At 38.3% G+C, this 19,423-nt stretch carries 19 protein-coding genes; 4 read left to right on the forward strand and 15 right to left on the reverse strand.

Translation table 11 applies throughout. The features are described 5' to 3' along the window. The first annotated feature begins 267 nt into the window (after positions 1–267). From AC106K_RS06320 to AC106K_RS06330, 3 genes are all read left to right on the forward strand, one after another. Positions 268–1,581: a lysine N(6)-hydroxylase/L-ornithine N(5)-oxygenase family protein gene (locus AC106K_RS06320; protein WP_482443840.1), complete on the forward strand. Its 1,314-nt coding sequence runs from the start codon at positions 268–270 to the stop codon at positions 1,579–1,581. Beyond that, a complete protein-coding gene (locus AC106K_RS06325) occupies positions 1,557–2,903 on the forward strand; it encodes an MATE family efflux transporter (protein ID WP_482443841.1) in 1,347 nt (448 codons plus the stop codon). The genes AC106K_RS06320 and AC106K_RS06325 overlap by 25 nt, the downstream gene beginning before the upstream one ends. A 180-nt stretch (positions 2,904–3,083) precedes the next feature. Then, positions 3,084–4,496, forward strand: a complete 1,413-nt coding sequence (locus AC106K_RS06330; RefSeq protein WP_482443842.1) for a serine hydrolase domain-containing protein — start codon at positions 3,084–3,086, stop codon at positions 4,494–4,496. A 69-nt stretch (positions 4,497–4,565) separates the two neighbouring features. On the opposite strand, the gene AC106K_RS06335 is transcribed toward AC106K_RS06330, so the two are convergent. From AC106K_RS06335 to AC106K_RS06370, 8 genes are all read right to left on the reverse strand, one after another. Then, positions 4,566–5,375 (reverse strand): alpha/beta hydrolase, encoded by an 810-nt coding sequence (locus AC106K_RS06335; protein ID WP_482443844.1) that lies wholly within the window; start codon positions 5,373–5,375, stop codon positions 4,566–4,568. Between the two features lie 204 nt (positions 5,376–5,579). Continuing rightward, positions 5,580–6,557 (reverse strand): 3-oxoacyl-ACP synthase III family protein, encoded by a 978-nt coding sequence (locus tag AC106K_RS06340; protein WP_482443845.1) that lies wholly within the window; start codon positions 6,555–6,557, stop codon positions 5,580–5,582. Between the two features lie 124 nt (positions 6,558–6,681). Then, on the reverse strand, positions 6,682–7,260 hold the full coding sequence (locus AC106K_RS06345) for a Crp/Fnr family transcriptional regulator (RefSeq protein WP_482443847.1): 579 nt from the start codon (positions 7,258–7,260) through the stop codon (positions 6,682–6,684). Between the two features lie 141 nt (positions 7,261–7,401). Beyond that, positions 7,402–7,983, reverse strand: coding sequence for a 5'-methylthioadenosine/S-adenosylhomocysteine nucleosidase family protein (locus tag AC106K_RS06350; protein ID WP_482443848.1), 582 nt, complete (start codon positions 7,981–7,983; stop codon positions 7,402–7,404). 62 nt (positions 7,984–8,045) lie between these two features. After that, entirely contained in the window at positions 8,046–9,059 is a 1,014-nt protein-coding gene (locus AC106K_RS06355) for a hypothetical protein (RefSeq protein ID WP_482443850.1), read from the reverse strand. Between the two features lie 116 nt (positions 9,060–9,175). Beyond that, a complete protein-coding gene (locus tag AC106K_RS06360; protein ID WP_482443852.1) occupies positions 9,176–9,877 on the reverse strand; it encodes a DsbA family oxidoreductase in 702 nt (233 codons plus the stop codon). Positions 9,878–9,956: 79 nt separating this feature from the next. Continuing rightward, positions 9,957–11,117, reverse strand: a complete 1,161-nt coding sequence (locus AC106K_RS06365; RefSeq protein ID WP_482443854.1) for an MFS transporter — start codon at positions 11,115–11,117, stop codon at positions 9,957–9,959. Between the two features lie 10 nt (positions 11,118–11,127). Next, the gene (locus AC106K_RS06370; RefSeq protein ID WP_482443856.1) at positions 11,128–12,054 is read right to left on the reverse strand and encodes an alpha/beta hydrolase; all 927 of its coding nucleotides are present in this window, start codon (positions 12,052–12,054) and stop codon (positions 11,128–11,130) included. 162 nt (positions 12,055–12,216) lie between these two features. Here AC106K_RS06370 and AC106K_RS06375 point away from each other — a divergent pair, with 162 nt between their 5' ends. Next, positions 12,217–12,600, forward strand: a complete 384-nt coding sequence (locus AC106K_RS06375; protein WP_482443857.1) for a winged helix-turn-helix transcriptional regulator — start codon at positions 12,217–12,219, stop codon at positions 12,598–12,600. 78 nt (positions 12,601–12,678) lie between these two features. On the opposite strand, the gene AC106K_RS06380 is transcribed toward AC106K_RS06375, so the two are convergent. The 7 genes from AC106K_RS06380 to AC106K_RS06410 are packed head-to-tail and all read right to left on the reverse strand — an operon-like array spanning position 12,679 to position 18,838. Beyond that, the gene (locus AC106K_RS06380) at positions 12,679–12,921 is read right to left on the reverse strand and encodes a hypothetical protein (RefSeq protein WP_482443859.1); all 243 of its coding nucleotides are present in this window, start codon (positions 12,919–12,921) and stop codon (positions 12,679–12,681) included. 42 nt (positions 12,922–12,963) lie between these two features. Continuing rightward, a complete protein-coding gene (locus AC106K_RS06385; protein WP_482443860.1) occupies positions 12,964–13,842 on the reverse strand; it encodes a hypothetical protein in 879 nt (292 codons plus the stop codon). Between the two features lie 11 nt (positions 13,843–13,853). Beyond that, positions 13,854–14,192, reverse strand: coding sequence for a hypothetical protein (locus tag AC106K_RS06390; protein WP_482443862.1), 339 nt, complete (start codon positions 14,190–14,192; stop codon positions 13,854–13,856). Between the two features lie 41 nt (positions 14,193–14,233). Beyond that, the gene (locus tag AC106K_RS06395; protein ID WP_482443863.1) at positions 14,234–14,737 is read right to left on the reverse strand and encodes an ankyrin repeat domain-containing protein; all 504 of its coding nucleotides are present in this window, start codon (positions 14,735–14,737) and stop codon (positions 14,234–14,236) included. Positions 14,738–14,746: 9 nt separating this feature from the next. Continuing rightward, complete coding sequence (locus AC106K_RS06400) at positions 14,747–15,262, reverse strand: ankyrin repeat domain-containing protein (RefSeq protein ID WP_482443865.1); 516 nt, start codon at positions 15,260–15,262, stop codon at positions 14,747–14,749. An 11-nt stretch (positions 15,263–15,273) separates the two neighbouring features. After that, positions 15,274–16,752 carry an HNH/ENDO VII family nuclease gene (locus tag AC106K_RS06405; protein ID WP_482443867.1) on the reverse strand — a complete coding sequence of 493 codons (1,479 nt, stop codon included), beginning with the start codon at positions 16,750–16,752 and terminating at the stop codon, positions 15,274–15,276. 4 nt (positions 16,753–16,756) lie between these two features. After that, a complete protein-coding gene (locus tag AC106K_RS06410) occupies positions 16,757–18,838 on the reverse strand; it encodes a type VI secretion system Vgr family protein (RefSeq protein WP_482443869.1) in 2,082 nt (693 codons plus the stop codon). Positions 18,839–19,423: the final 585 nt, after the last annotated feature.

Genomic DNA, 19,423 nt, shown 5'->3' on the forward strand with positions numbered 1-19,423 from the left:
AAAAGGATGCAAATAGAGAAATCAATTTCATTGATTCTTAAGAAGCGAACTCAAATCATAAAGCTTCATCAACGACGCAGTCGCCTCCTTTGCCCACTTAAAATCATCAGTCGAATAAAAAAAACTTTGCGTTTTAAAAAAACAAATTCTCATTTGAAAGCAACACCTATCAAAGCTTCAACCTCACTCAGTCAGATAAATAATATAAACAGGCTGAATAAACGGAGTTGAAACACTTTTAAACATTAATTTATAATACAAAATACATTGGAAAATAATAAAATATATGACATTATCGGGATCGGAATAGGTCCTTTTAACCTTGGTTTGGCAGCGCTTATTGAGCCGGTGGAAAATGTTTCCGCCTTATTTCTTGATCAGGCTGATGGCTTTGACTGGCATCCGGGACTCATGCTGGATAATGCCACACTACAGGTCCCTTTCATGGCAGACCTGGTAACTATGGCAGACCCAAAGAGTAAATACAGCTTTCTCAACTTTTTAAAAGAAACAGACCGTCTGTATAAATTCTATATCAGAGAAGATTTCTTTATTTTAAGAAAAGAATACAATGTGTATTGTCAATGGGCAGCAGATCAGCTGGAAAGTTGTCTATTCGGGAAAAAGGTAGAAAATATTATTTTTAAAGAAGCAGACCAGGTATTTATTATCGATGTTCTGGACCTGAAGAACAATGATGTGATCCAGTATACTGCAAAAAAAATAGTATTGGGAACCGGAACACAGCCTAGTCTTCCGGCCTTTATGGAAGGGAAAAACTTCCCGAATGTCATTCATACATCAGAATATCTGGATCATAAAGAACAGATTCTGAATGCGGACTCTGTTTCCATTATTGGCTCTGGACAAAGCGCGGCTGAAATTTTTCAGGATCTTCTTCCGGAAACTGAAGAAGACTTCTTTATGAGCTGGTTTACAAGACCGGACCGCTTCTTCCCCATGGAATATTCTAAGCTGACGCTTGAACTGACTTCACCGGAATATGTAGATCATTTTTATCATATGCCGCCTTCACAGCGTAAAGCTATCCTGGCAAAGCAGCCGCCACTTTATAAAGGAATTAATTTTGACCTGATCAATGATATTTTTGATACCCTATACGGAATGAGTGTTGGTAATGAGCCTTTACATGTCGCTTTAAAGCCAAGTTGCCAGCTGGACAGTATTTCTCCGGAAGGAAATTCGTATGCTTTGAATTTTACTCATGTGCAGGATAATGTCACTTTTACCCATATTTCAGAGTATATCATTCTGGCAACAGGCTACAAATACAAAGAACCAAAATTTTTAAAAGGGATTGAAAACCTTATTCAAAGAAATGAGGACGGATTATTTGAGGTAAGCCGTTATTATACCGTAGATCAGGCTGAAAATATCTTTGTTCAGAATGCTGAGCTGCATACTCATGGTTTTGTAACACCGGATTTGGGTATGGGAGCGTATCGTAATGCACTGATCATTAATACAGTGGCCGGAAAAGAAGTATATAAAGTAGAAAAAAGAATTGCTTTTCAGGAGTTTAATACCCAGAAGATATGGACCGCAAAACATTCATCTTAGAAGGTGATATGAAAAAGGTCATGTGGGAAACCTCATGGCCTGCCGTTGCGGCAATCGTTCTTTATGGGATCAATAATTTTCTGGACGCCATTTTCGTAGGCTATCTGATCAATACCCAGGCTTTGGCTGCAGTAGGAATGGCTTATCCGCTTTCTCAGATCGTTTTGGGATTTGGAAGACTGGCAGGAACCGGAGCCGGAGCCGCTGTAAGCATTTGGATTGGAGAAAATAATAAAGACAAATTATACCGGTTATTCGGAAGTTTCAATGTGCTCTGTGCCTTTTTCTCGATCTTATGTACTGTCCCGGCATATATCTATGCTCATGAGCTGATGGCGATGATGGGGGCAAAAGGAAATCTGCAGACTATTGCTGTAGACTATTTCAGAGTAACCCTGATCGGAACTGTTTTCTGGATCTATGGACTGGCTTTGAATATGCTGGTAAGGGCTGAAGGAAAGATGAAGACCGCGGCAGTGATGATTACGGTAGGATTGATCATTGATATTATCCTGAAGCCTGTTTTTATTTCCGTATTCGGCTGGGGTGTTTCCGGAGCCGCATGGGCAACCAACTGCGGAATGCTGATCTATTCTCTTTCCGGTTTTTATTATTATGCTAAAGGAAAAAGCTCATTTGCAACCAACTGGAAATCTTTTACCTATGATCGCAGTATTGGAAAAAGGATTTTAAAACTCGGACTTCCGGAGATGATTCTTTCTGTAATGGGAGTCATTCAGAGTATTATTATTTTCAATGCGATTGCGGCTTATGGAACTGAAAAGGATATTTCTTTCTTTACCGTTCTGAACAGGTTCTTTCTGTTTCTGCTGACTCCTTTATTCGGATTGATGCGGGGATTGCAGCCTGTGGTCGGAATTAATTTTGGTGCGGGACAATTCAGCAGGGCCGGAAAATTTCTGAGAACCTATATTCTTGCCGGAGTTGCCATCCTTCTGCCCTTTTTTCTTGTGGCGTTGGTTTTTCCGGAACAGCTGATCGGATTGATGCTTCCCGGTTATCTGGCAGAACATCATCAGATCCTTGATTTCAGGCTTTTCTTTTCGGTATTGCCTCTGCTTCCGGTTACTGTACTGGCACTCTCCTATTATCCGGCAGTCAACCAGAGTAAGAAAGCGAGTTTCCTGGTTTTCTTCCGGCAGGTTATTCTGTATATTCCTCTTATGCTGATTCTTCCGCATTATTTTGGGATTAAAAGTATTTATTGGGGAAGCGCACTGATAGAACTTACTGTAGGAATAGTCACTTTATTTTTACTTAAAAATTACAGGATGAAGGTGAATGAAGTTAGAAATTTTTAGATTTATATTTTTATGATACAGCTTGATATAGATTTTATATCAGGCTGTTTTTATTTATTCTGGATCATGAAAATTGGGCATAATTAAATAATTAATTTTCATTCATTGAAACATATTTCAGTATGCCACGACAAATATATTTGAACAGTATAGGAAAATAAACATCAAATATCCATAACCATGAAAAAATCAAATATACTACTTGTTACCAAAAAAATGATCTGTTTTCCGCTTGTTATGTTCGCTGTGGGAACATATGCTCAGGATCAGGCAAAAACTTTGGATAGTCTTTTTACTTCTTTATATGCTCAGAAAAAGTTCAATGGGAACGTTCTGGTTGCTGAAAAGGGAAAACCTATCTTTGAAAAAAGTTATGGACTGGCAGATGAAAAAACCGGAAGAAAACTTGATCTTCAGTCTACTTTTGAACTCGCTTCTTTGTCTAAGCAGTTTACCGCAATGGGAATTGTTCTGCTCCAGAAGGCCGGGAAATTAAATTACGATGATAAAATATCAAAGTATATCCCTGAATTGTCTTTCTATGACAAGATTACCGTTAGAAATTTATTGAATCACACGAGTGGCCTTCCCGATTATATGGAACTTTTTGAAAAAAATTGGGATAAAAGTAAGTTTGCCACGAATGAGGATATTATAAAAGAATTTGCGGCCTATAAACCTGCTCTTGAATTTGAAACCAACCAGCAGTTTGAATACAGCAATACAGGCTATACTTTACTGGCAAGCATCATCGAACGTGTTGCAAAAAAGCCTTTTGGAGAATTTTTGAATATCAATATTTTCAAACCGTTAGGAATGAATCATACGTTGGTGTATAGAAGCCGCTATCAGCCGATGACGATACCTAATTATGCCTTAGGCTATGAAGCCGATGAATCTGGCAAAAAGTATCTTCCGGACAGTAAAGGAAAAGAGTATTATACCTATTATCTGGACGGAATTGTGGGCGATGGAATGGTTAATTCTACATTGAAAGATCTTCTTATCTGGGACAGAGCACTGTATACTGATAAACTGATCAATGAAAATGATAAGAAATTAATATTTAATGGAGCGATGACTGCCAATGGAAAAGATACAAATTACGGATTCGGATGGTTTATTAAGAATAAGACAAGTTATGGAAAAATCGTTAACCATTCCGGAAGCTGGGCTGGATATGCTACATTCATAGAAAGACATTTGGATCATGATAAAACATTTATCCTTTTACAAAATAATCTGACTCCTACCACCAAACTTCCCGTAGATGATATTCGAAAAGTTCTTTATCATGAAAAAATAATGGCAGAAAACCTGAAAAAAGTAACCTTAACCAATGATCAGCTTCAGGCATACACCGGAATCTATTCCTCTCCCGATTTCCCTATGAAGCTGAAAATAACTGCAAAAGAAGGGAGTCTTTATGGGCAGGCTACCGGAGAAGGCCAAATGCCATTTGAACTGGCTGCTTATGAGAATCATATTTTTAAGTTTGACGGTGCAGACATCAAATTAACTTTTGATCTTCAAAAACATACTATCGATTTCCGACAAGGCAGTATGGCAAAATATACTTTTACAAAAGAATAAAACTTCGCTAATTTTCAGAGATATACAAAATATAAATAAGCTGCTATCGTTCTAGCAGCTTATTTAGGTTTATTTAAAAAATTTGTCAAACAATGTTAACTGTTCGGAGAGCGACCTGCTCCAGTAAACATCATCATGTACTCCCAGAGATTCAATATAAAGATGTTGAATTTTCGCTTCTGTAAGCTTTTTGTGAAAATTTCTGTTCATACCGATCATCTGAACATCTTCTGTACCACAGTCGAAGATATAATGCTGACCTGCTTCTGCCATAAGCTTGATTTTTGAATCCGTTAAGAAGCCAGGGTTGATAGATGACAGCGGTCCCAGTACTTTATCCACCATATATTTGGTATAACCTTGCCCGAATTCATTGAAGTCTAACGCACCACAAGAGCTTCCAACAATCCCGAAAGTCTTATTATAGGTTACCCCAATATTGGTTGCTCCATAACCACCCATACTCCACCCAAGAATACCACGGAATTTTTTCTCTGTTTTCACAGGATAATTTTTATCGATAAATTCTACAAGTTCCTTACCTATAAAAGTCTGATATTGTGAATCTTTAAGAATTGGGCTATCCACATACCACGAACTGTAATTTCCGTCCGGTAAAACATAGATCGTTTTATATTCCTGAGCTTTCTTAACCAGATCAGGGATATCCTGTTTGAGAATTCTGTCCGGATTGCCGCTAAAGCCGTGAAGAATGTATACAGAAGGATACTTTGTATTGGGTTGAAGATTGGGGGTAATGATGATCGTTTTGATCTTTTTATTCATTTTTGGACTGAAAATCTCCTGATGAATAATTTTTTGTGCTGAAAACTGAGCGAAAGCAGTCAGTACAATGACGATGTTGAGTAGCTTTTTCATGCTGTAATACGATTTAATTAATAATGACATCCTATCAAAGTATCCTTATAAAGTATGAAATTTTACTACAATTGAAATGCCATCATACTTTATAATAGAGGTAATGATCTTATGATGAAGCAAAGATGCGGTGCAAAAAACAGAAAAGCCTCAACATATGTTGAAGCTTTTATCAATTTATTTTATCAGATCATATAAAACCTATCAGAACCTCCATAGCATCAATCCGGCCTGGTATCCTGCTCCCAAGGTCCATATGAGAATATATTCTCCTTTTTGGATAGATCTTACATTCTTCTGGTATTGGTCTAAAGCTAAAAAAGGACTTGACGCACCGCTATATCCTAATTCTTTCGAGTAAAAAGGGATTTTTTCTTCCGGTAACTGATAGTAATCCCGGATGATATTAATATTTTTTACAGAAAACTGCGAAAACAAAAACAAGTCAATGTGTTCCATTTTCAGATGATTCCGTTCCAAAAAAGAACTGATGGAATCCAATGCAAAATGTACACTTCCACTTCCGTCAAAACTCTTATCCCATGTAGTAAGATCCTGAGGACTGCGACACGAATCTCCGTTGGGCGGGTAAACCACCGTGTTGCAAAAGCTACTATCTGTATGGTATAAAACATCCATCAGTCCTGAAAAAGAATCCTCTTCTTTTTCAACAATAAAAGCAAAGGAAGAGTCAGAAAAACAAAAAGCTGTAATAGGATTTTCCGGGTCTAAAATAGCTGAAAGTTTCTCTGCACATACAATTAAAGCTTTTTGCGCAGTCCCGGAAGCCGTTAAATATTTCGAAACCTGATCCAGTGCCACAAAAGCTCCAATACAGTTGGCATTGATGTCATAGCACATGGTATTGGGCTTTCCTCCCAAAGCATGATGTATTCTGATCGAATCACAAGGAATCTGATGTTCTGGAGAACTGGTCACAAAAACTATAATATCAATGTCCTGAACAGACAGTCCGCTTTCTTCAAGCACTCCTTTAGCGGCTTTTATAGCCATAGAAAGAGAGGTTTCTTTAGAGTTTTCGGGAATGATATACCTGTTGGCTCTTCCCAGAGCATTTTGAATTTTCTGCATTGAGATTTCCTGCTCTTCGAAATATTCAATGGCAGCAGCATTGGTTTCCAGATATTCCGGATGATAGAAATACGTGTGATGTAGTTTCATGGTGGATTTGGTTTTTATTATTATATCTCAGTATAGTGATATAATGCAAATATAATCTATTTTAACCAAACACTACATTAACATGAAATAAATCAGGTAATTAGAAGATTAACCAGTGCTTGATCTAGCTCAATTCTTTCCTTATCCTGCTGAGCTGTGTAGGGGTAATACCAAGGTAAGAAGCGATCTGATTTTGTTTGAGCCTGCGGTATAATGACTGGTTTTCGAGAAGGAATAGATAGCGTTGTTTGGCCGTTTCATATTTCAAGGAAACTTCCAGCGGCTCTTTTTTGACGACCCAGTTTTTTTCCAGATAATGAATATGAAAAAGAGCGAGATCGAGATGCTTTTCAAGAAGTTCCCGGTAAGCTTTTACCGGATACTGGATCACCGAACAATCCTCAAGAGCTATCATACTGAAATCACTCGGCTCGTTTTTAATAATAGCTGCCGTAGAAGCCACAAAACTGTTTTCTTCAAAGAAAATTTTATAAATGGAATCTCCCGCTTCATCTGTTGTATAATACCCTATCAACCCGGACTGTAAGAAATAATAATACCTTGCCATATTTCCTGTTTCCAGAAGCAGCTCGTTTTTAGGGTACTTTTTTTCCGTACAGATTGCCAATAAAGCATTAGCCGTTTCATTGGATAGCGGATAATACTGGTTGACCTGCTGTAAGAATTCTGAGGTATTGATCATTTGCCGAACATTTATTGATATAAAATATTATGAAATATAAAAGGAAAAACCTGTGTAAAATCCATAACCTATGAGAGAGCCACACTGCCATTAATACAAAAATTATTCGTGAATTAGTGGCAGAAAACGATCTCCCGGGCTTTATGAAAATAATATTTTTTTAAAGGCTTCCGCTGCCAGATGTACCTGTACACTCCAGTCATCTGCGGCATCGCTGCCAGCATCATCAGAGATATATTTTAAGCACAGAAACGGAATATTTTCCTTCTGAGCGATCAGTGCCAGTGGATAAGCTTCCATATCTACAATATTATAATCTGTTTCTGAGTGATTCATTTCAAAACTATCACCACTTCCACAGATCCCTTCTTTCAAAGCATCCATTTTAAGACCATATTCCAACACAGGCGGTACTCCGGATAATGGGGTCTCGTAAAGCTTAAAGCCAAGCCCTCGTACATCCATATCTCTCTGAATAAACTTAGTACAGCAAACCACTTCTCCTTTGTGGAACCCTTTACTTCCTGCCGAACCCAAGTTGACAATAAGTTTAGGTTTTCTAAGATGGATCTCCTTTGTCAGTTCTATGGCAGCATTTACTTTTCCAATCCCTGTTATTAATTTATTTTTACCTTCAAATTCTTTTCCTGCTTCCGAATCCAAGGCAAATACAAAAAGTGTATCTGCTACCGGATACTGAAGTTCATTATTAATTTTTATCATTGAAATATCAGATTTATACAGCTGTTGTATGTAAGACAAAGATACGAGAGTTTTATTAAATTTTAATCTACACTTATTATCAACGCACCATCTACACCACTAGCTCCATAAAGGTTTACACTTTTCTGTTTGGGTATGGTCACAATATCTTTAATCTTAAGTTTTTCCAAAGTAGGAATTAAAAGATCTTTATCATATTCAAGGACATTAAAGTTAACGAGTAGCATCGGCTGTTTCCCAATTAGATCTTTCTCTTGTTGTGTACTTATGTATTCTTTGATATTGAATATTTTTTTATTTTGGGAATCAACCGTATAAGATTTATCCTTGTTAATTTTTAAGCCTTCTTGTTTTATTAACTTCCAGAATATTTCAGACCAGTTCCCTCTATCCCAAAATTCTTTTTTCTTATTCAAAATATCTTCGAGAGTTGATTGGTTAACGTCTAAATCCAGTAACTGGGTGATCATAAAATGCAGACTTAAAGCATCATCTGTTTCAAAAGATTTATCAATAAGTTGTTTTTTAAATACTGTAAGGCTGAAATCTTTTTTTAGCGTGGAGATAAAATGAATTAATTCTTCTCCGGTTAAAGTTTTAATATTGGCTACAGCAATCTTATTGAAATCGTCTTGAGACCGAGACGCTACATATTTCAACATTTTAGGCTGTAGTTTATCATCAATTCCCTGATCAAAACTATTACTATTAGCAAATCTGAAATCTTTTTTCAGAATATATCCTTTGATAAAGGTATTATAATTTTCAGTTGAGTTATAAAAATAGGTCTTAAATGCTTTTTCATTGATTATTTTGTCCTGCTCCCATGCTGAAATTAATAGAGGATCAAGCTTTTCACACTTTACTGATTGTAAAAACTCATAATAATTTTTTAACGTTCTGTCAAAGGAATTCTCCATTTGTACAGTCTGTAATTCTGAATAAATTTTTTGGGCTTTATCAAATGATTCCTGATTACAGTTTTGTCTGATATAATCAGCTTCTTTCTGATATTTATTCTGCGCAGAGAATAGTAAAGGAAGGAAAGATAACAAGGCTAAATAGTTTTTGTTCATGGAAATTATGGATAATAATGTGATCGAGCTTAAAATACGTTGTTTTATGATTATTATTTGCTAATTTAATTAAAAACCCCAAAACAATTTAAATTTGTTTTGGGGTTTACAATTTATCAGATACTGCATCCATCCGAATCACAGGAAGCTCCATTACTACCTGAGAGATCTTTAAAAGGACTCACCGTTTCTTTATAAGTCTGCTGGAGAGCATTTTCAAATACTTCTACAGGTTGTGCTCCCGAAACCGCATATTTTCCGTTGAGAACAAAGAACGGAACTCCGGAAACACCATTATTTCTGGCTTCCAGAATATCCTGGTTAACTTCATAATCCAATTGATCGGAAGTCACCGCTTCTCTTGCTTCCTCCTTATCAATACCCAGGTTTTCAGCAAGCGAAACCAGAACATCAACGTCACCAACGTTTTTACCATCAATAAAGTGAGCGATGAATAACGCTTCCTCCATTTCATTGGACAGGTTATGCTTTTTAGCCAAATGAAGCAATTTGTGTGCGCTGAATGTATTGGTGATCAGCGTTTTTCCGAAGTTGAAATCAATTCCGGCCCCTTTCCCCATTTGGGTCACCTGACCAAGCATTTGGGTTGCCTGAGCTTCAGGAACTCCTTTTTTCTCTCTAAAATACTGGATGGTATCCTGAGTTTTTTTAGGATCTAAAGTTGGGTCCAGCTGAAAGCTCTTCCACTCCACTTCTACATCATCTTTGAATGGCAGTTTTTCCAACGCCTGTTCAAAATTATTTTTCCCGATATAACAAAACGGACACATTACATCCGACCAGATTTCTATTTTCATTGTATTCTATTTTAAATCAAAATGATACTGCAAATTTACTACATTTTATTAATGTAACAAAATTTATTACATTTTAATTTTAACAAGCCGACAGCCGTTGAACCCGTTTTTCAAATATCGTTTTCAGAATCATCATCAATAAGGCAAGAAGCCCGAAAACAAGGCCTACCCACGGAGTATACACTACTCCTTTTGTAATGATAACCCAGCCTCCTATTGTAGTTCCCAAAGTAACTCCCAGATTTCCGAATGAGGTAGCCAGACTATTTGCGAACTCCAATGAATCCGGAGCTGAAGAAATCATATAGGTTGATGCATTCAGAAAGCTTGGCGAATACAGAAATCCCCAGATCCCTATTACCGTGATGGTAGCCCATAAATTTCCGTCAGAAAAATACAGAAGCACGGGGATCAGAATGGTTCCTGAAAGAAAAAAAGCAGTCGTACCGGCAACATTTTTATTGAGCATTCTGCCTGCGATCCAGTTGGCTAGTATTCCTATTATTCCGAAAAGAAATAGCATATAACTGATCATTGAGGTATTCATTCCCTTGGCTTTGTTCAAATAATCGGCAAAATAGCTATAGGTAGAAAACCATGCCGTAATCATGAAAAAATTGGTTAATGTGCTCAGAATAAACGGTGGTTGTTTCAATATTCTCACCTGATTTCCATACGATTTCTTCTGTTTGACAGGCATTGAAGGCAAAAGAACATAAATTGAAATCAGGGCAATCAGACTTACTGCCGTCTGTACCATAAATGAATATTTCCATGAGCCAAGACCGGCAAGCCATGTTGCAAAAGGAACCGTGGTAACCATTGCGATGGCCACTCCATTAAAGACAATACTCATCAGACTGTTTTTACTGCGATCGTCTGCATCAGATACGGCAACAGACAACGCTGTAGCAATATACACAGGCTGTAAAAATGCCGGAAGAACCCTTACAAGCATCAAAAGCCAGAAAGGAGGTGAAAATGACGACACCATCCCAGTCACCAAGAACATAAAAATTGCTGCCATCATTATTTTTTTACGGTCAATACCCGATGTAAAAAGGGTCATAAAAGGTCCTGTAAGAGCAATGACCAGAGCAAATGCACTTAGAAGATACCCAGCTTTGTCAATACTGATGTGGTAATGTTCGGCAATCTGAGGCAGAATTCCAATGACACCAAATTCTGTGGTAATGACCGCTATAAATCCGAGACAGCCGATATATGCGTACTTCTTCATTATTTTGATGCTATTTCTGATTCAGGTTTTGATGGGCAAAAGAAGCCATTTCTTCTACGGCGGTCTGCACTTCATCCAATACTTCCCCCATATGCATAAAACCGTGAACCATATCTTTATAAAAGCTTGTCCGGATAGAGACGCCTGCTTTTTCCATATTTTCAGAAAGCTGTTTCCCATCATCGAGTAACGGATCATGTTCTGCTAAAATAACCAGCGTGGGCGGCGTTTCTTTAAAATTTTTTATTAAAACCGGAATAGCAAGTGGGTTGCCGGATTCTTCAGCAGGAAGATATGATTTCCAGGCTTCTACCCCTCCTTCCCTGTTGAGAACCGGGCCGTTTTCATAAGTCTCCCATGATTTGGAATTGAGACGGTTGTCTGCTGCCGGATAGATCAATATCTGGAATTTCAACTGATCACCGATTTGTGTAGAAACCGCTGTTGCCAGTGCACCTCCGGCACTATCTCCTATAATTCCTATCTGATCCGAATCAATTCCGAGATTTGCAGCATTGTCTATTACCCATTTTACAGTATCAACACAGTCATTCAGACCTGCCGGAAAAGGATGTTCAGGAGCGAGACAGTAATCCGCAAAAATAACTACAGAATTACTTTTATTGGCTAATTTACGGACCACAGCATCGTGGGTTTCAAACCCTCCGGCAATGAACCAGCCTCCATGAATGTAAATAATAGCAGATGATTTTTGAGTATCCCTTCCTTGTGGACGATAGATACGGATGGGAATCCGGCGGTTTTCTGCTGAAATATTTAATTCTTCAATCATCGCTACGGCTTCTTTTTTCCCGCTGAGCTGAAGAGACATAGTTTCAAGATATTTGCGGCTTGCGTCCAAAGGATTCTGTGCGTTGAATGGCTGTATTTTTTCTAAGTGATCTAAGATCTGAACGATTGGTGAAGTGAACTGCATTTTTATTTTTAATTTGAGTTAATATTATTTTTTGCAGTGAATGTGAGCGCTATTGTTCTTTACTGCTGCATATTTTCTGCTTCTGTAGGGCAAAATTAAATATCAAACCTTACATTTGCACTGTATACAACAGATTGTACGGTACTAACAAATTTGTAAGTAATGGGCAGAATAAAAGAAAACTCAACGAATAATATCAACCGACAATATATCCATGAATGTGATCTCACCTATGCCGTTTGTAAGATTGGTGGCAGATGGAAGCTCCTGATTTTGGATAAGTTAAAGGTTGAAAAACTCCGGTTCAGCGAGCTTAGAAAATCAATTTCAGGGATAACGGAAAGAATGCTTACGCTACAGCTTAGAGAGCTTGAAAAAGAGGGATTGGTAAAAAGAACCGTATATGCTCAGGTTCCTCCAAGAGTAGATTATGAGCTTACCGATATTGCCCGGGAACTGATTCCTATCTGGCAATTGTTGAGTGAATGGGGAGGCAGGCATAAGGAATTGATTCAGGAAGAATTACCCGCCGAAGAAAACTCATAAAAAACCTCAGATTGAGAAAGCTGTATGCTCTTAATCTGAGGCAGAAAAAGAAATATTTTGGTAAAAAAACCTCTGAATTTATAATTTTTTCAGAACCTGATGCTGGGACTGATGCATGAGCCTGATTCTGTTACCGATCAATAATTTCTGGAAAAGATACCGTTTGATATGGATTTTTTCTCCCCTTGCTACTTTATATTCAAAAATGAGTAAGACACCGGTGTCTTCTTTGGAAGCACCCAGCAAAAATGATCTGCTTCCTATCCGAAAAGACCTACTCCATCTTTCTTTCCGGGTTTCCTTAGAAATAACCTGTTTCATTGTACTAATTTTTTAAGTCTTAGACTGTGGTTCTTTGTGCTTTCAGGAAATTGTATGACTTTTTTGTCTCATTTTCTTTTCAATATCGCTAAGCATTCTGTACGTGAATTTCTGATAAAGCTTTTCATGGCCTATTTCTTCTACTTTTTCCACGATAGATTCTTTCAGCTTTCCTGTATTTCTTTCGATAGACCTCTCTTCTTTCTGAAACATGTTAAAATTGAGCAGATCCAGATCTATTCTGTCTTTGAACTGGCCATAAGCAGCGTTCAGGTATCCTTCAGAAAGCGGTCGTACCGGGTAAGTATTGACAACAATATGTATATCATTCGGATTCCCTCCCGTTTGTTCACTGATGTTCATATCCCATTCCAGATTAGCTGTATTCAGGATGTTGGCTCCAGTTATTCTTTTGGTTTTGGGAAGATCAATATTGAAAACCTGCCCGAAATACATATGCAGAAATTCACTGTTCTGAATGGTCTGTGCCAGCTTTTCTTTGTTGGTAAATAAAGAATCATTGACGGCGATAAGCTTTTTCAATTCATCGTTATTAGAAAGTACGGCGGTCATTTCAGCTTTAGTCTGTTGCCATTTTGAAAGAACCAGCTCCATATTCAGGACCTCTATGATCTCTCCTTTCTGTGACAGCTTTAGATGAAGCTCATTAAACATTCTGTTAAAAGCAGCCGTAACCTGTGCAATTTCTTTTACCAAATCGTTATTAGACTGATCCAGGAAAAGATCCAACAAAACAAGTCGGCATTCAATCTCATTGGGGGTACATCTGATCACGGTAAAATCATATCTCATGATGGTCCTTGAGGTCATATGATTGTCAATCAGTTTAGAATTTGTTTCAATCACTAATTCATACTGTTCATTGAATGGCTCGCTAATGAGAATGGTATTGTTCGGCATAGATAATGGTCTTAAATAAATTCTGTACTATAAGAAGATATATCTCCAATCTCATTATGTTCGAAATAATACCGGATCAGATCGAGTGCTTCCTGTTTAGTGACCTTAGTGGCTGCAAATTTGATGATGTTTTCGTCCAGCAGTATTTCTACTTTTATTTCTTTCTGATCAAAAATTTCATCATATCTCAAGGCTTTCAGCTGCAAATAAGAGTCTCCGAATTCCTGATTATAAAAGGTATTTTCGTCCGACCAGTCCAGCTTTTTGAATAAATCTACCGCCTCCTCAAAAGTAAGAGGGGGTTCATTATGGCTTTTTGATTCACTGTGTATTATTTTTCTTAGCTCCATATTGGGTGAGAATATTTGGTTTTTTATCGTAGAGATCTCCTTTATTTTCCTTCCAAAACTTCAATTAAAGGTTGATATTCTATTTTTTTTGCAAAATCAAGGGCACTTTGCTTGTTGTTTTTATAATTGGGGTCTGCTCCGTATTGTAAATAGGTTTTTACTAAACTGATGTCTTCCGGGGTTTTGACATAAAATACTGCATACCATAAAGGCTGTCCCCCGAATTGATCGGTAATGCTAAGATCAGCTCCCTTCTGAAGCAGCAATTCTGCTATTTTTATTTTATGGTTCACGCTTGTCCAGGCAATGGGTTGGCGCTCTGGTAACAAATGTAAAGCGGTTCTTCCCTCAACGTTTTGTAAATTCGGATCTGCACCGAAATCCAGCAGAAGTTCTACAGACTCTATACGCTCCATCATAACGGCCAGCATTAATGCCGTATGCCGCATCCCTTTTTCGGGATCATTGATAACAGCCTTGTTTTCAGCCAGTATTGCTTTCAGCTGTGTGGGATCTTTCCTGATGACTGCTTTATAGATATTCATAGATCACCATTAATTCTGTTGTTCTAAAATGTCTATTAATGGCTGCCATCCAACCTTTTTTGCAAAATCCAGGGGACTTCTATCTGATTTGTTTTTATTATTTATGTCTGCTTTATTTTTCACATACAACTCAACGAGTGGAAGTTTTTCCAGATCACCGTCCGCTGCTTCAAATACCGCCGTCCACAAAGGTTGGTTATTATAATTATCTTTGATATTAATATCTGCCCCATGCTTCATCAGCAATACTGCCATTTCAATTTTAGCTTCAGAAGAGGACCATTTGATAGGCTGCTTTACAGGAAGCAGATGCAATGCGGTTTTTCCATCTACATTTTGCAAATTGGGATCTGCTCCATATTCTAAAAGTAACTTTACGGATTGAACACGCTCCATTTCAGTGGCTAACATTAACGGAGTCTGCTGCATTCCTTTTTCTTTTTCATTGACGGATTCCGGATGCTCTTCCAACATTTTTTTCAATTCCGTTGGATCTTCTTTTATAGCTAATTGGTGAATATTCATACTTTATAAATTTATTGATCAAAAGGATACAATGAAACCTCTGATTCATGAGAATGCGAACTACTCGTCTCAGGAGTCTCCGGTCTGTAATATTGTGGATCATTATAATAATCAAGGAATTCCTGTTCTGTAATTCTTCCTTCTCTTAATGCTCTGATCAGATGCCTGTATTCATATCCTGGTTTATGACCTTTGTACCAGTTTCCTCTTAATGGCTCTCCGGGTCTCCAGATAATTTCATCCCCGGAAACAGGATCATAGACTTTGCCATCAGCTCTTCTGGAGTTATTGTAAATCTGCTCATTGAGTCTTGCTTCATTTCTGAAACTTGGACGTCCATCCTCATAAGCCCTGCCGGAAGGAGCTCTAAAGAAGGGGTTCGCTTCATTAGGTACCGGAGTTCCAGGTCTTATACCCCATGGATTGTCCCTGGTATAATATGGTTTCCCATTTGGACTCATAGCCATTCCTTTGGGAAGTGCTTTAAAATTCAGTCCATACAGTAAAAACATGGCATCCGAAAAACGCAGTCCGCTGATCCCCTGATCTGCAATACGGCTCCCGAATTCATATTCAGGCAAAGCACCTTTGGCCGCACTGTTAGCTAATGCTGCAGGATCTTCCTGTCCTAAAGCGTAATCATGCCACGCCGATTCTCCGCCGTGGGTAACTCTACTTCCCAGCAAAACAGCCCCGATGCTTCCGCCTCCTATTCCAAAAGATGCCCCTAAATTACGCAAAATACTCATTCCTGTAGGTCTGGCCAATGCCATAGCAGCTCTGGAAAAATTAATTCCGGTTCCAAGCGTTCCTCCGGAAGAAGTTACTCTCCCTAAAACCGAAAGGCCTCTGCTTAATCCCAGCCTTCCAGCAAGAGTGCTGGTGGTAGCAGTTGCAGAACCCGTTATAGATCCTACCCCTAATAGCTGTCCCCCTGTTCCGATAAGGGCTCCGGTCAAGAAACATTCTGTAAGTTTCGCACTATAGCTCACGGCGGCATATCCGAAAGCATCCAGCCAGCTTTTAATGTTAGGAGCAAATTGAATAATTCCTCCTGCTTTACATTCCATCTGATGGGCACCTGTAATGGTTTTGGTTCCTGTAGAAATAAAATTGGATTTACTTCCCATCCATTTTCTTGCAGGTCCCATTTTGTGCCCGCACAATAATCCGCCCACAACGGCACCGATAACTCCACCTACCAGCCCGGCTACTGCTCCCAATAGCACAAGCCCCATTCCTCCTGTAGCCACCGTAAGGACTCCTACTGCTACGGCAACAACTACAGCCAAAGCGGCTACTATTGCCAACAGCAGCATATATTTTTTGCAACCAAAGTCGATCCAGCTTACGGTACTTGTATCTTCTACGGTAATGTAAACTTTACCATCAATGGTTTTATTGCTTTTTCTGGTCCCCTGAAAAGGAGAAGGTACTGCCCCCTCGGAGCAGATCCAGAAATCCTTTTCGGTAATAATTTCAGCTCCCATATCCTTAATTTACAAATACATCGCCGCCGTCCAGTTTGGTTTCTCCTCCTATATGGTTCTTAGGAGAATTGATTTCTATCGCTTTTCCTCCTTTTACGCCTACTCCGTCAGAGCCGTCAAAGTTGATTACTTTCCCATTGATAAGAATGGTTCCGTCTGATTTCATGGTCAGGGAACTTTTTCCGGTGGTCAGCGTAATATTGGTATTGCAGGTCAGTGAAATATTTCCGGCATTATCCATTTTCAGAAGACTTTCGCTGCCTTTTCCTACGTTGATCGTTTTGGAAACGGCCGCATTGGTAGCCGCATTTCCGGCTCCGTCAAAATGCATATTCGCTCCGCCCTGGTCTTTCAGGTTCATAGATCCGGCTCCGTTGTCATATTTTAATTCTGCTCCGCTTCTTCCGCTGAAACTCATGACGTTATTTCCTGCTCCACCGCCTGCTCCAATACTGCCATGAAACAATCCTCCCATTACGAAAGGACGGTCAGGGTGTTGGTGAACAAAATTGACGACAATCTGATCCCCAACTTCCGGTATAGACATAAAACCACGGTTTTTGCTTACTTTATCACTGCTTCCTGCATCAGGAGACATAACCCGGATAAATTCAGTTGTGTTTTTTCCATTCTGCCAGTCAAATTGTACCTGCACCCGGCCCTGGTTCAAGGGATCGGTATTGGAGATGACTTTGGCAAACTGTGGTTCTGCTTTTGGGACTTCAAATTCCGGCCGTGGAATAAAGCCTGTGTCTGCAGCAATCGCCTCAAAATTTCCGGTATAATAGCCTCTGGAATCAACTTCATGACTGACGGCTGTAATCATCAGTTTGGTAAAATAGGAGGTCTGATTGGTTTCTGATTTCCGCATTTCAAGATCTGCAATACATCCGGGATATAAGAAAGGTATAGATGTATTTCCTGAAGTAATAAATACATTCACGGCTTTGCTGCCTGCAGTTCCTTTTTGTGAGGCATCAATATCCATAAAGGTGGATGCTTTAATAGGAGCTACTCTTAAAGACGGTGTTGTAAAGGTCTTTTGGGATATTTCATAAGCCCGTTTTGCAATATCAGACTGATGGTTTATTTTGGAATTTCCGGTGGTGAGCTTTTCGTTTTTACTGCTGTTATAGCCGTAAAAGGTAGGATTTACATGCTGAGCTCTCATATTGATTTTAATATCCTGTACACTGCTTCCATACACCAGCTGAACAGGTTTTTCCTGTGGTGGAAGTTTTCCGAAATGCAGAATTTCACCATCATAATAGAACTGTTCACCATAGGCTTCTGCTATTCTTGCCAGATAATTATAATGGGTTTCTTCATACTGTGAACTGTAAGAAACATTTCCGTGTTGGGAATCTACCCTGAAATCAAATTTATGACCGCTTAAACCTTCTTTGATCACCTGGTCTGCAATACTGTTTAAACTGATTTCCTGAGCGCCTCCAAAACTCTGAATATGAGGGGCAGCATCCAGAAGAACTGTAGGACTGTATCCTGTGAGTACAATATTCCCGAGGCTTCCTTTTTCCTGGCTGAAGCCTACTTCTGTAATGACTCCCACAAAATTTCTTTCGGGACTGTCTTCAACATCTTTATATTTGAAGATGGCTGTAATTCTTTTTCCCAAAAAATTCTGAGCCTCTTCCAGATTGTGATTTTCTGCATCTCCCAATGCATCATGAGCAAGGGTAAGACTAAAACTATGGTGCTTTGTTATACTCTGATTGAGGCTGAAATGTTTGAAATGAGGGATCAGCTTTCCTTCGATCACAATTTCAAGTTTTACGACCCTGTTGATTCCTAAAATCTGACTTGAAGGAATGGATGCGGCATTATGAATTTTTGAAGTAGGCTGATTAGACCATAGTTTATGATCGGTCGTCATGGGAATATTGTGCTGCATGCTCTGATTCATAAACATGGCCGGAGCGTTCTGAACAGCTTCTGCATAGCTCTTAGCCTGATTTATTTTTTCATCGGCTTTATTTATCGTTTTTGCTGCAGCGGCTTCCTTTATATTTTCTGTATTTAAGTTTTTGGGAGTTTGCTGCTTTGTAGGTTTATTATCTTTAAACATAACCTTTTTTTACTACTGATGAATTAGATTTCTTAATCTGATCATAGATCCCGTTTAAATTTTCATTGTCTACAGATATGAAAATTCCTTTTGCTGCAATTGTTTGAGAGTGTAAAAAGACAATTAAAACAAATAAAGTACAGAGCATCTGCTCATCAATAAAATACAGTAACAGAACGATGTATTTTGAAAAGGTTCACTGTTCTGGTATGTTTTATCTGGAAAAGAGATAAACTTTGAGGCTAAAAAAGCAATTGGTATTGATACAATTCCATTCTAACCTCAGTTAAGTCGGGTTTAAATTTCCTGTGAATTTGCTTCCATGATTCGTAAATTTTAAATATTAATACTTCTTGATAGGTGATGATGTTGTTCAAAGTTAGACAGAACAATTGTATCCGCAAAATATTTATATTGAATTTTTAATTTTTGTAGTAATTCTACGACTATAGATTTAAAAACAGCCATAACTAACACATTTGTAAACTGTTAAATAAAGTTAAATTACTTATTAACTTTCATTTATAAAGCCTGATAAGACTTCCATTCAAAGCAATTTTGGTATCCCTGAACAGTACAAAATTC

The sequence above is a fragment of the Chryseobacterium sp. FR048 genome, assembly GCF_056844665.1.